The organism is Streptomyces telluris (genome assembly GCF_024519335.1).
In the GTDB taxonomy this organism is placed as follows: Bacteria; Actinomycetota; Actinomycetes; order Streptomycetales; family Streptomycetaceae; genus Streptomyces; species Streptomyces telluris.
Genome location: NZ_JANIID010000003.1, coordinates 226,093 through 238,898, shown reverse-complemented (window position 1 = coordinate 238,898; position 12,806 = coordinate 226,093). Strand labels below are relative to the sequence as shown.

General features: G+C 68.4%; 13 protein-coding genes. 3 read left to right on the top strand and 10 right to left on the bottom strand.

The window, feature by feature from the left end; all coding sequences use genetic code 11:
* Positions 1-9: 9 nt before the first annotated feature.
* The 4 genes from NQU55_RS05365 to NQU55_RS05350 form a co-directional block, all read right to left on the bottom strand.
* A complete protein-coding gene (locus NQU55_RS05365; RefSeq protein ID WP_256789904.1) occupies positions 10-1,065 on the bottom strand; it encodes a type II secretion system F family protein in 1,056 nt (351 codons plus the stop codon).
* Between the two features lie 10 nt (positions 1,066-1,075).
* On the bottom strand, positions 1,076-2,383 hold the full coding sequence (locus NQU55_RS05360; protein ID WP_168096073.1) for a TadA family conjugal transfer-associated ATPase: 1,308 nt from the start codon (positions 2,381-2,383) through the stop codon (positions 1,076-1,078).
* Entirely contained in the window at positions 2,380-3,234 is an 855-nt protein-coding gene (locus tag NQU55_RS05355) for a hypothetical protein (RefSeq protein WP_168096072.1), read from the bottom strand. Before NQU55_RS05355 ends, NQU55_RS05360 begins: the two co-directional genes overlap by 4 nt.
* Positions 3,235-3,382: 148 nt before the next feature.
* Positions 3,383-4,147: a hypothetical protein gene (locus NQU55_RS05350; RefSeq protein WP_168096074.1), complete on the bottom strand. Its 765-nt coding sequence runs from the start codon at positions 4,145-4,147 to the stop codon at positions 3,383-3,385.
* A 294-nt stretch (positions 4,148-4,441) separates the two neighbouring features.
* Between NQU55_RS05350 and NQU55_RS05345 the strand changes: the two genes are divergently transcribed.
* Positions 4,442-5,122 (top strand): hypothetical protein, encoded by a 681-nt coding sequence (locus tag NQU55_RS05345; protein ID WP_240976943.1) that lies wholly within the window; start codon positions 4,442-4,444, stop codon positions 5,120-5,122.
* 35 nt (positions 5,123-5,157) lie between these two features.
* Complete coding sequence (locus NQU55_RS05340; RefSeq protein ID WP_256789902.1) at positions 5,158-6,165, top strand: hypothetical protein; 1,008 nt, start codon at positions 5,158-5,160, stop codon at positions 6,163-6,165.
* 140 nt (positions 6,166-6,305) lie between these two features.
* Here the strand turns inward: NQU55_RS05340 and NQU55_RS05335 are convergent, their stop codons facing one another.
* From NQU55_RS05335 to NQU55_RS05325, 3 genes are read right to left on the bottom strand one after another with little or no spacing between them, the layout of a single operon-like run.
* On the bottom strand, positions 6,306-7,091 hold the full coding sequence (locus NQU55_RS05335) for a DUF6406 domain-containing protein (protein WP_168095758.1): 786 nt from the start codon (positions 7,089-7,091) through the stop codon (positions 6,306-6,308).
* Positions 7,088-8,581, bottom strand: a complete 1,494-nt coding sequence (locus NQU55_RS36755) for a C2 family cysteine protease (RefSeq protein ID WP_168095757.1) — start codon at positions 8,579-8,581, stop codon at positions 7,088-7,090. Before NQU55_RS36755 ends, NQU55_RS05335 begins: the two co-directional genes overlap by 4 nt.
* 20 nt (positions 8,582-8,601) lie before the next feature.
* Positions 8,602-8,892: a hypothetical protein gene (locus tag NQU55_RS05325; RefSeq protein WP_206329986.1), complete on the bottom strand. Its 291-nt coding sequence runs from the start codon at positions 8,890-8,892 to the stop codon at positions 8,602-8,604.
* Between the two features lie 241 nt (positions 8,893-9,133).
* On the opposite strand from NQU55_RS05325, the gene NQU55_RS05320 reads away from it, so the two are divergent.
* On the top strand, positions 9,134-9,808 hold the full coding sequence (locus tag NQU55_RS05320) for a hypothetical protein (RefSeq protein ID WP_168095755.1): 675 nt from the start codon (positions 9,134-9,136) through the stop codon (positions 9,806-9,808).
* Between the two features lie 14 nt (positions 9,809-9,822).
* Here NQU55_RS05320 and NQU55_RS05315 read toward each other — a convergent pair whose 3' ends face one another.
* The 3 genes from NQU55_RS05315 to NQU55_RS05305 form a co-directional block, all read right to left on the bottom strand.
* Entirely contained in the window at positions 9,823-10,362 is a 540-nt protein-coding gene (locus NQU55_RS05315) for a hypothetical protein (protein ID WP_168095754.1), read from the bottom strand.
* A gap of 117 nt (positions 10,363-10,479) precedes the next feature.
* Positions 10,480-11,919 (bottom strand): PE-PGRS family protein, encoded by a 1,440-nt coding sequence (locus tag NQU55_RS05310; RefSeq protein ID WP_256789901.1) that lies wholly within the window; start codon positions 11,917-11,919, stop codon positions 10,480-10,482.
* Between the two features lie 156 nt (positions 11,920-12,075).
* On the bottom strand, positions 12,076-12,801 hold the full coding sequence (locus tag NQU55_RS05305) for a hypothetical protein (protein ID WP_308402198.1): 726 nt from the start codon (positions 12,799-12,801) through the stop codon (positions 12,076-12,078).
* Positions 12,802-12,806 lie beyond the last annotated feature (5 nt).

Below are 12,806 nucleotides of genomic sequence, written 5' to 3'. Positions count from 1 at the left end.
GTCAGCGCGTCATTCACGCGGGCCCACCTCCTCCTCGGCCTGGCGCGGCCGTACGAACTGCACCGACGGCTCGTCACGGACGAGGAAGCGGTCGGGCGTCTCGATGCTCGACAGCTTCCGCAGCCACCAGAAGCCCAGGCCGAACAGGCCGCACACACAGGCCAGGACGAGCTGGCCCAGCGGCGAACCGTAGGGGGAGACGAACTCCCGGTTGAAGACCGACAGGCCGAGCACGAAGGCCACCGACACCCCGACGACGATCTGCACGCTGCGCCGCGTCGACGCGCGCTGCGCCATCACCCGACGGCGCATGTCCACCTCCTCGCGGGCGGACTTCGCCAGGGCGCCGAGCACTTCGCGAAGGCCGGGCCCGCGCAGCCGCGCGTTGAGGATGAGAGCGGCGACGACGATGTCGGCCGACGCGTCGTCGATCTCGTCCGCGAGCGTCTGGAGCGCGTCGGGCAGGGGCGTACGGGCGCGCAGCCGGTCCACCAGGGCGTCCAGGTGGGGGCGGAGCGCCGGGGCCGCGCCGCGGGCGGACGCGGGGATGGCCTGCTCCAGGCCGACCGCGCCCGCGATGGTGTCGCGCAGTGATTCGGTCCAGGAGGCGAGCGCCTCGATGCGCCGCATGGCGAGGCGTTCCTCGCCGGCTCCGCCGAAGAGGCGGTCCCAGACGAAGACGAGCAGGCCGGCGGCGGCGCCCGCGACCAGCCACCGGGTCAGCAGCAGGACCACCAGGCCGACGCCGACGGCCAGCGAGCCGCGGCGGCCGGCGAACCGGACCAGCTCGGCCAGGCGGTCCTGCGCCTTGGCCTTCTCGTGGGCGGGCTTCGCCGGCAGCCCCCGCAGCGCGACGATCAACAGCGCGAGCCCGCCGCCGACGACGACGCCGCAGAGCAGCGCGTACAGCACGGGCAGCGAGAAGAGGCCCCCCGCGCCGCCCGCAGGCAGGAAGCCCGAAGCCGCTTCCGAAGCCCCGCCCGAAACCGAAGCCGCGCCGGAAGCCGGAGCCGCGCCGGAAACCGAGGCCGCGCCGGAAACCGCGCCCGAAGCCAGTGAGGACATGCCCACGCCGCTACCTCCAGTGCCCGGTCGGGCGGTATCCCTGCGCGACCAGCTCGTCGAGACACGCGATGGGCGCGTGCGGCAGCACCCGGCCGTCCGGCCCTTCGGCGAACACCTCGCTCGACAGCACCCGGCCGTCGACGCCGTTCACCTCCCGGACGGAGGTGACCACGCGACTGAGTCGCCCCCCGTCCTGGTACTGGTTGCGGCGCTCCACGAAGACGACGAAGTTGACGGCGCCCGCGATCAGCATCTGGCTCGCCTCGATGGGAAGCCGCTCGGCGGCCTGGAGGGCGTAGGTCGAGATGCGGTTGAAGACCTCGCTGGAGCTGTTGGCGTGGATCGTGGAGAGCGAGCCGTCGTTGCCCTGGGACATCGCGTTGAGCATCGTCACGATCTCGTCACCGAGCACCTCGCCGACGATCACCCGGGAGGGGTTCATGCGCAGGGAGCGCCGCACGAGCTCCGCCATGGCGATGGACCCGAGGCCCTCCGAGTTGGGCAGCCGTTCCTCGAACGCGACCACGTTGGGATGCAGTTCCGGGAACTGGTCCAGGCCGAGCTCCAGCGCCCGCTCCACGGTGATCAGCCGCTCGTGCGCGGGAATCTCGTTGGCGAGGGCACGCAGCAGGGTCGTCTTCCCCGCGTTCGTCGCCCCGGCGATCATGATGTTCTTACGGGCCCGGACCGCGCAGGTCAGGAAGTCGCCGAGCTCCGGGGTGAGGGTGGCGTTCCCCACGAGATCGGCCAGGAAGACCTTGCCCAGGCGGGCCCGGCGGATCGACAGCGCCGGCCTGCGCGTGACATCCATGACGGCCGAGAGCCGGGAGCCGTCCGGGAGCCGCAGGTCGAGCTGGGGGTTCGCCGAGTCGAAGGGGCGCGACGACAGACCCGAGTAGGCGCCCAGGATCTGGATGAGCTCGATCAGCTCCTCGTCGCTCTCGGCCACCGGCTCCCCGCGCTGCTCCCGTCCGTCGGCGTAGCCGACGAAGACCTGGTCGCAGCCGTTGATGTCGATGTTCTCGACGTCCGGGTCGTCCAGCAGGGGCTGCAGGCGACCGACGCCGAAGAGCGCCGCGTGCACGGCGTTCGCGTACTGCTCCTCGGTCACCGCGTCCAGCGGGGTACGGCCGGCGCCGATCTCGGCGCGCGCGTACTCCTCCAGGATCTGCGCGATGACCGCCCGCGCGTACTGCCGCTCGTCCTCGCCCGACATCGGGGCCAGGCCCGAAGCCTGGTCGAGGCGGCGCTGCTCGGCGATGCGGTCGCCGGCCTCCTGCCGGAACTGCTTGACGAGGTGGTGGTTGACGGCGCTCATCGCGGGCCACCCGCCCCGTCGGGCATACGGGTGCCGGTGCCCGCCCCGGTCGCCGCCCATGCGGCCCCGAACTGCTGGTGGAGATCGGCGGCCACCTTGCGCACCGAGCGCACCAGAAGCGACTTCGCCGCACTGCCGCGCCTGCGCCCGGCCAACTGCCCGGCGCCCGCGGGGTCGTGGGCGACCACGCCGACGACCCTGGCCACCGACTGGGAGGCGACGAGCATGTCGTTCATCTGACCAGCGATCTTCGCGCTGTCCCGCGCGTCCACGACGAGCACCACCCCGATGAGGGGCGTGATGTGGGCGGTGCCGCGCTGCGCACCGTGCAGCCTGGCGGAGAGCGCGGCCGCCCGGTCCCGTACGCGGGCGAGCTGCTCGGGCTCCGTGCGGGACACCAGGAGGACCAGCGAGGCCTGGGCGAAGAGGCCGGTGACCACCGGGTCCACGCCGATGCGCCCGCAGTCGGCGATCACGTCCGCGGCACCGTGCTGGGAGCCTGCGAGCCCGGCGAAGGCGCTGCCCAGGACGGGCCACACACCGGCGAGGCCGGTGGACTGCTCGGAGTTGCCGAGCCCGACGAGCACCTCCAGGCCGCCGGAGACGGGCTGGGCGTGGTCCCAGACCTGCTCGGCGACGAGCCCGCGGCGCGCCGTCGCGGCCAGGGAGAGCATCCCGGTGTTCGGGTCGAGCGGGCCACCGTGCGCCGCCGCGCACCGGTACACCAGGTCGCCGCCGGCCGGGTCGGCCTCGGCGAGCAGGGCGCGCCGCGGCCAGACCGCGGCGAGGGCCACGGCTGTGGTGGTGACGCCGGGGGAGCCTTTGTCGGCGGCTATGGCGATGAGGGCCATGTGTTGTCTACGTCTCCGCTTTCTGCGTCTCCGCCGGGTGCGCTGCCGGTATGGGCTGCCGTGTGCGCTGCTGTATGCGCTGCCGTCGATGACATCGGCTTCCGTCCGGCCAGGGGCTGCCGCCCGGATACCGGCTTCCGCCCGGACATCAACCCGCGCTCGCCGGAACCTTGACGACGGCGACCTGCCCGGCCGCCGCGGCCTGGGTCAGTGCGGCGCTCTCCGCTTCGGCGACGACGACGGTGACGGGCAGGCCACCGCCGCCGAATCCGTCCTTGCTGCCGGAGGGGACGGACTGGACCTTGGCGGTGCGGGCGAGGAGGTTGCCGTTGCCGACGGAGCCGGTGGATCCGGAAGACTTGTCCCCCGAGGATCCGGTGGAACCGGAACCTCCGGAAGACTTGTCCCCCGACCCCTTCTGCGCGTCGGATCCGACGCGGTACACGGCGACCGTGTCGCCTTCGGCGAGCCCCTGCGGATACTGCCCGTCCTTGAGGGAAAGACCGACGACGACCTTTCCTTCGGCAAGCCCTTCCTTGCCCGTCAGCATCGAACCGACGAGCAGCGTGCCGGGGACGATATCCGTGACGGCCCGGTACTTGGTGAGCAGGCTCCGGTCGCTCCAGCGCACGTACTTGATGGCCGAGTCCTCGGCCACCATGACGGGCTCGATGACATCACGGGAATCCGGAATCTTTTTCCCTGCGGTAACCCGCTGCTTGACCTTCACGACCTCAATGCGTTCACCGGCGCGCATTACCAGCACGGTGGCGCCGAGGGCCCCCACGAGAATCAGCAGAACCGCGAGTGCGGCCAATGCGGGCTTACGCTCGCGCGGCGCGGAAGGAAGCCTCTCCCCTACCGCGGCGCCGGCTCCCTTGAGACCCGCAGTCGCACGCTCCTGGACCTTCACGTCCAATGCCCCCGCAACTTTTGTCCGGATTAACGCTCTTGATCCACCGACACCCCATGTGGACCGGCACACCCCGGACAGGTGCTTCCTCATGGTCGACGGGGTGTCAGCTGTCACGGCACGGTATCAGCAGCCCATAACCACCTCAAGGCGCGCCATCCCCTGCCGACACACCACGCCAACCCTTATCACCGGGAACTGCAGACGCACGGTTGCCGTCTTGTGCCACGTGCATCCATGCCATCATCACCTAAGCACGCCGAATGGACCGGAACGCCCTGGGAGATGGGGAAGTTGACTATCCACGCACGAAGCCGGGCCGGTATCGCCTTTGTCACAGCAGCGGCCGCGCTCACCCTGACCGCGTGCGGCAGCGACGCGAAGCCGAAGGATGACGGCAAGATCGACGGAGCGGAGAGCGCACCCGCGACGTCACCGGCGTCCCCGGGCAAGGGGTCGCCTTCGGCGGGCGGAAGTGGGGGCGGGGCGGAGCGGCCCAAGATCTCTTTGCCAGAGGATGTGCACAACGTCTTCGAAGGCGGCAAGACGGGCGATGCGCAGAAGGACGCGATCCTGGCGGACAACGAGCAGCGCATCAACTCGGTCGACGAAGCAGTCACCGCCGGGGATGTCAACCGGCCGGGATTCAAGTACTACTCGGCCGAAAGCGCCCTCGCTTCGGCGACCCAGTACGTCAAGGACTTCCTGGCGTCCGGCGAGACGTTCACCGGGACCACTCGCTACTTCAACAGAAGCGTCACGCTGCTGAAGACGGATGGCCTGGCAGTGGTGTCCTACTGCACAGACGAAACCAAGGCATACAGCAAGGACCGGAAGACCGGAGAGGTGAAGTCGGTTCCGGGATCCGACAAGGACTTCGCCTTTTACAACACCCGCGTGAAGCGCAACAGCGCAGGGGTATGGCAGACCGTCAGCGTCCTGAGCGAGGAGGGTTCCGCGCGATGCAAGGCCTGACCGGCAGGATTCCCCGGCAGTCGACGATAGCGATCGTGGCGATCGCCCTGGCGGTCACGCCCACGGCGGCCTACGCCGGCGGCAAGGGCCGAAACCACCGTGAATCCCAGGCGAGCGGGTCGAGTAACGGGCAGAACGTCGGTGCCGAGGTTCGAATATCCGGTGTCCAGACGACAGTCAACGGCGGTTCAGGCAGCGGGAAAACCCGGTCGCTCACACCATCCGAAAGCAGCTGGACTCCCCCTGCCTGCTGGTACGAGCCCACCGTCTCCCCCAAGGAACTCAAGGAGACGATCGAGGCGCTGGAAAAGGACAAAGGCATCTTCGGGATGGGCGGCATCGGGCAGACGTTCGCCGCAGCCTTCAAGATGATTTACCAGACCGACAAATACGAAGACTACAACATGGCCAAACAGGGAAAGGGCATGTTCTGGGGCGCCGTCATCAACCCGGCCCGCAAGGACGACCCGGCGGCCATGTCCTGCGACAGGCTGCCGTTCTGGGTGGACGACAACAAGACCCCCGACGTCCCCCTCGCCGTGTCGCCGAAGATCCTCGCCGAATACGCCTACGACGAGCTCCCCATCCCGGGCACGGACATTTCCATGAGCCCGGACGGCACGCAGACGGTCAACCTCTCCACCTGGATCTGGGCCGACAAATCCCGCTTCAAGCCGGTCTCCGTGACCGCTTCCCTCCCGCACACCAGCCTCTCGGCGACGACCACGGCCACCCCGGTGTCCCTCAAAATCGAACCGGGCACCGGCGAAGCGACGATGCACCCCACATCCGGAGAATGCCCCATCAACGCCGACGGCAGCATCGGCACGCCGTACACGGACGCGCAGAAGAAGGACACCCCGCCCTGCGGGCTCACCTACCTCCGCTCCAGCACCAAGGCCGGCTCGTACCCGCTGAAGGCCACCATCACCTGGAAGATCTCCTGGAAGAGCTCGGCGGGTGAGGGCGGCGACCTGCCGACGGGTACGTTCGACAAGACGACGAACGTCACCGTCCAGGAAATCCAGTCCATCAACCGCTGACCGGCCTACCGGCTGCGGAGTGTCACAAGGCCGGCCGCAAGGCCACAGCGGCAAAGGTCCAGGATCCGTCGTACCCCCGGACCTTTGCCGCCGGGCTCCTGTTCACTCACGGGCCGGTCGGCTCTGCCGCCCTCCCGCCGTCAGCCCACGAGCCGGAGATCCACGTAGCCGGCCTTGAAGTCGCTCGCATTTGCCGGAGCGTCCATGTTTCCCAACTCGATGTTCTCGACCTTCCAGAGGCGCCCGGCGATCTCCAGCGTGTCCCCCACGCGCGCGTCGTCGTAGCTTGCCGCGGCGCCGCCCCGGATGGCCCCGACACTGATATCTGCTCGCTTCGGGTCGCCGGAGAGGTCCGAGAGCACGACGCTGTACCCCTCTCCGCCGTACTGGGTGTGCGGTACGTGCCAGCGCAGCCGCCAGCGTCCGTCGGCGACGGCCGGCCAGGTGTTCATGTCGCTTCCCTGCTTGGTAGGAGTCGGTGCAGATGATGCGTCATCCGCGCCCTTGGGCGTGAGCACGACCCGGTAGGTGCAGATCTGCCGGACTATGTAGACGTGTCCCTTGACGGTGAGTTCGTCACCCGGCGCGACGGTCCAGTGCTGCCCGTCGCGGCGGTCGGCGGGCGTCTCGCCCTCGGCCAGTACGGCCTTGCGGTGCGTGCCGTCCGCCGCGGCCTCGGCGTATGCGAGCGGCAGGCCGCCCGCGATCCGCGTGAAGCCGCCCCTGAGGATCCGGGTGCCCGCGATCCCGGGGCTGCCGTCCTCGTCCCCGTCGCAGAGCGGGCCCTTGTCGGGTGGCAGCGGTGGTGCCGCCTGCGCCTTGGTGGCGTCGGCCCGGGGGCTCTCGGCCGGCTCGCTGCCGGACGTCCCGCATCCGGCAGCGAGCAGCACCAGGCTCACGGCCGCGGCGACGCGTACGGCCCTCACCGGGGCACCTTCAGTGCCTGCGGGTCGTTGAAGTACTTCTTGTACTCCTCCGGCGTGGCCCTGATGTCCCCATTGGGCGGCCCCCAGGGATTTCCCAGCACGATCTTCCCGTTCTCGAAGCCCTTGACGTAGTAGACGTGCCGGGTCGAGAAGGTGTTGCCCCACAGGGCCTTGCCATCCGCCTTCAGCTTGTCACCGCCCGGAGTGCTCACGATGACGGGCCGCTTCTCCGACTCGAAGGACTGCCGCACCGAGTCGAAGTCGTTGTCGATGGACTCGGAGCCGTGACCGGTCACGTACGGCGGGGCATTCTTATTGAAGTCCCACTCGGTGGCCCCGTAGTTCCCGCGCTCGGTGCGGTCGTAGCGCTTGTCACCCTGGTGCCCGTCGGGAGCACCGCCGTCGTCCTCGCCGTACATCAGCGCGAAGGCCTTCTCGTAGTAAGCCGGCCACCTCTCGTGGCTGACCCGGTTGTAGGCCGTCATGGGCTCGCCGTTCTTGTCCAGGGGAAGGTCCGGCGTAACGGTCACCCAGCGCAGGTTTCCGTCCTTGTCCCAGATCCGCACGTCAAGGGTCCCGTTGGGGTTCTCCTTGATGCCTTCGCGGATGAACTGGGGGTTCCGCTGCGCGGTGGCGGTGAGCGAAGAGATGTACCAGCAGTCGGCGAATCGCCCCTGGGATATCTCCCCCGCGTTCAGCTCGCGCCCCGGGGTGAACAGCGGGTCCGTGGGCGTGCCCCAGTGCATCCCCTGGGCCTGCTGCCCGTTCTGAGCGTTCTGTCCGTCGAGCCAGGCGTCGGTGGTGTCGAAGCCCGGCTGGATCCCGGGAAAGGCGTCCTTCATCTTCCCCCAGTTCGAGGGTCCGATCCGCGCCAGGATGCGACTCAAGTGGTCCCGTCGGGCCGCCTCCGGGATTCCGTTGTGGTCCCACCACTTCAACCAGCTGCCGTCGTCGGCATTCGAGGCCAGCTTCCCGTACAGGCGGAAGTCCGCATCCGGGACCTTGGCGAAGAACGCGTCGAGCTCGGCGCTCGTCATACCGTCCAGCTGCTTCTGGATCTTCTCCAGGTCGTCCCGGTTGCCGTTGCTGCCGAAGTCCTTGCCCTTCAGCTCGCCCATGGCGCGCAGGGCGTCCTCGATCTTCTTGGCGTCCGGGGGATTCTCGTCGGAGAAGGCGATGACCGGATCGATGCGGTAGCCCTGCTCGGCCAGCTTCTTGCACGCTTCCAGCTGCGTGCAGCGACGCTCGATCGACTTGGACATATCGCCGAGTTCACTGGCCAGGCCACCGGGCAGATTGCCGCCCCCGAAGAACGGGAACGGGCCCAGAAGATCGCCGACCAGCGGCGCGAGGAGCGCATCGGTCGTGGCGCGCTTGGCTCCCATCAGGGCGTCCGCCTGCGTGAGCAACAAGGCGACAGAGGAGTGCAAGTCCCGGGCGCCTTCGCCCTGGCGCCCCAGGTCCTTGGCCAAGGCACGGATCTTCGTCACGTCGAATCCGTCGAAACCCATCAGCCGCCGCCCTTGTTCTTCTTGTCCTCACCTGCGGCCTGCTCGTCCAGACGCCGTGCCTCGGCTTCCCACCGGGCGGCATCGTTCATGAGGGCGTCGGCCATCCGGTTGAGCTTGCCCTTGCGATCGGATATCTGCGCCGTCGCACTGGTCGCGTAAGGCCCCTTCCAGATCGCCGGTGCCGACTGCTGGGCCTGCTTCGCCGACGAGTCGAGGTACGGCCCCAGTCGCTTGGCCAACGTCCTGGCCTGACGCGCGCACTCCCGCAGATCGCCGGCCCGTTTCTTCATCTGTGCAGGTGTCTCACCTGTCGCCTCACCAGGCGGCACGGTTCCCCCTTATGATCCGTGATCCTCGCGCGTCGAACGGCGCCCGAGGGCGTAGGCGCATGCTAGAGGGTGATCCGGGGTGTCGTGACCTCGACAAACGTAGCGGCGTGCCGGGACTCTTCGCCAACCGCCCTGCACGGACCACCGAGCTGCTCGGACGTCCGCACCCGGCATCTGCCGAGTACGTCAGTAGGGTTGACGCATGGCTTTCGGAAGAAGCAGGAACAGCGAGCCACCGGTCGAGGTCGTCGACTGGCGCGCTGTCGAGCGATTCAAAATAAGCACCGTGGAACGGGATATCGGGCCCGGACGCAAGCGTCCCGTGGTCGGGCAGAACGCTGTGCGCGTTCCCCGGATCGAGGGCCAGGAACGCATCAATGCCCCTTGCGCGTTCTTCGGCTCACGAACCGCCCGCGTCGGCACCGCGGATCACGTGGTGTACGAGGATGAAGGGACGCAGCGGGTCCTGTGCTCGATCGGCGAGCCCACGTCCGTCGGTGATGAGCGGCGTTACCGGGTATATGACGGTCAAGGCCAGGACATCGGCGGAATCCGGCGGCTTCCGCCGTCGCACCAGCTCCATCGGCACACTTGGCGCATCGAGCAACCGGGCCACCCGGAGATCACGGGACTCAACAAATGGTCCACGCTGAACCCCCTGGGGGTTGCAGCGCACGCGGCCGGCAAGGTTCTCGGCGGGCTGGCGATGGCCGTGTTCATGTCCGAGCCCGACGGCGGGGATCAAAGGGATCGGACCCTGTTGTGGTCTGCAGGCCGTGAGAAAGTGATGGAGTCGGACGACTACACATTCACGGTCATGGCGTCCTGGCTGGATCGCAGGCTGGCTTTTGCTGTCGCGATGCTCGGTGACCGCTGAACTGCTGGGGGAATTCAGCGCCGACGGCGCCGCATCCTGCCGTAGAGAATAGACGCCTCCATGGCCGCCAGCAGTCCACCGCAGGTCCAGGCCATCCCGGTGGAGAGGCCGTGGACGGCGTTACTCAGCCTCGTCGTCAACCAGCCGTCGGGGTCGACCACGAGAGTCACGCGCTGCCCCCGCTCCATGCCCTCGCCACAGCCGACCGTATCGTTCACCTCATAGGTGTGCGTCCGCCCGGAGTGCGTGCCCTCCACCGAGCACTCACGGCCGTCCCCATGCTTCTTGTGGTAGCCCTCAATACTGGTGACCACCCCTTCCTGCCGATCACCGCGCCGGTCGAGCACGTAGTCATTCATGGCGGGTCCGACGAAGAGAAGCAGGGCGAATCCGAGGATGGCCACGCATGTGCCGGGCCCCGCGCCGGGCCCGCACATCGCGCCGGCAACCACCAAGGCAGGCAGCAGGACACATACGGCCACGGCGATCCAGAGCAAGCTGTCACTCTGGATGAGCCATGCGCAGCCCATCACGACCAACGGCGTAGCGGCCATCACCCCGATGGTGCCCGGCCATCTGCGCTCCCTCGGCGTTTTCTCCGGCTTGACCGGCCCTATGTGCCGAGTTACCTCTGTCCTCACTGCCTTCACTTCCTCAGATTGCCCGGCCGTCTAGAACCAATTCAATGGGTTCGCCTTTTTGGCGAGGCTCTTCGCCTTGTCACCGGTCCAAGAGAGGGCCTTGCCACCCTTCTCCTTGATGTCGTCCCAGTGCTCCACGGCCTTGGCACCGACGTACACCGCTCCGGTCACCGCCACGGCTCCGAGCGTGATCGGGTTGGGTGCGACCGTCGCCGCGGTCAGTGAAGCGTTGAATCCGACCTCGGCCACGTCCGCCACATACTTCGCTCCGTGCTCCCGGTCCGTGAAATGGCTGGCCGGGTTTCCCTGCGCCACCAGATTGGCCACGCTGTAGCCCGTTGAATACGCACCGCCCACGACACCGAGCCCGCGAAGGGCACCACCCGTCTTTCCCGCGACCTTGAGCCCTTCGCCCCACGCGGCAAACCGCCCCTTCCCCTCGAGCATCCGGGCGTCCATGGAGACGTTCCTGGAGACCTTCCACAGGCTTGCGTGTGCCGCGCGGCTGGGGATCTGGCCGGCGTGTGTCCGGGCACCGTGCAGTGCGGCCAGTTCGTCGTTGCCCACCAGCGCGCGGATGATCTGATTCCCGGAATACCCACGAAACACCTGGGCGTCCATGGCCCCGGCCCTGAGCGCACTGTCCCACCGGGCACTTATCTGGTCGCCGATGAACATGCCGACGACCGGCCATGTCCTGGCACGCTGAAAGAGCTGGCTCCCCGTGGCCAGTGAGCCGAGCTGCCCGGGAAGCCAGGTTCCCGGCGCCGCGAGGTTCCGGACGACAGGCGCCGTCTGGGCCCACCTCTCCCCCCAGACGCCGATCTGACCCGGAACCCACCAGCGCCCGTTGGGAAGGGTCTGCATGAGGCCGGCCACCTGGAGCTTCTTGGTCTGCAGGTAGCCCTGTGCCAGGGAGTTGGACAGCAGCGTCTTCGGCACGTAGACGCCGTAGAACGCGGCGCGACCCCCGTGTCCGATGGATTTCTTGATGTCCCCCCAGGCGCCGAGCACTTCCTTGATCTGCGCCTCGTAGGGTTCGAGGCCAGGGATCCGTGCGATCTCGTGCGCCCGCATGCGGTCGATCCAGTCGTCGAGGGATTCACCCTTCTCCCGGCGGAATGCGTGCCCTCGTACGCTGTCGCTGGTCGCCATGGCGTTGGCGATCACAAGAATGTCGGGAGCGAAGTAGACGACGCCCGCCCGCGCGATGTCCTCGGCGCTGAACCCCGCCCATTTAAGGCCCGCCGTCGGGTCCCCGTCCTCCAGCCTGGCGACGACTGCACGTTTCCGGAGATCCGGTCCCGTGTCAGTGGTCCAGGTCCGCATGGGTTTGAGAGCCGTCAGCTTGTCGCTCACGCCCAGGCTCTGCGCCCGTGTGAAGGCTTCGTCGAGCTTGTCCCGGACCCCGCCCCGTTCGTCGAAGAGCTTCGCGAGCTTGTCCAGGTCGTCCGGGTTGACGTTCCTCATGTGCATCCCCCCTGACGCATTGCGCGTCTCGTGCACGGCTGTTCCCGGTTTCGGCGCCGTGCAATTCGGGTGTTCGCCGACGCCGCCGTCGAGAGGACGGTGCGAGCGGCGGGCGGGAACGTCCGCCACTCGGGCCCGCAGACGACGGCTTCGGGATCACGCCTCGTCGATCAGATCTTCTGTATCCGGCAGCAGGTCGGCGATCTTGTCCCAGACCTCGCCTGGACTCGTCGCGACCAGGTGCAGGGCACTGTCCGGGCCCACCTGGCCCGGCTCGATCGGCTCCTCCGGCTGCTCGCGAATCCAGTAGCCACGAGGGCCGCCGTCCCACACCGCCAGAGCGCGGACCGTGGCCTCCTGCTCACCCTCGCGCTTGCCGCCCCAGGCCACGGTGACCCGCCAATGGGAGTCGAGCGCCATGACCAGATCACCGAACTCGGTCAGCTCCGGGCCCTGGAGCCCGGACGTCCCGCCGAGGGCAGCCCTTGTCAGCCGGACGGCCTTCTCCTCGTCCCCCGCGGACTCGTCCAGCGCGACGAAGGCGGCGTCGAGGGCGGCCATGGTCGTCTCGATGCGGTCAACCGCCGGCTTCTCCGTCTCGCGGCTGCGCAGGCCGACCATCCGGGCCAGCTCCCACACCAGGGTGCGCAGCTCGACGGGGACGTATTCGGACTCCTCCTCACCCGGCCACCCCTCGTGCGCAAACACGCAGTCCCGGCCTACGACGAGTCCGTGGTTCACCGGACCGAGCTGACCGGTGACCTCCACCTGCATCACGACCAAAGGCTCGGCCAAGGTCGTGAGCAAGTCGCGCAGCAGGGGAGCCAGCTCACCTTCAGGACCCACCAGACCGATCTGCTGGAGCTCACCCAGCGAGGGCAAGAGTT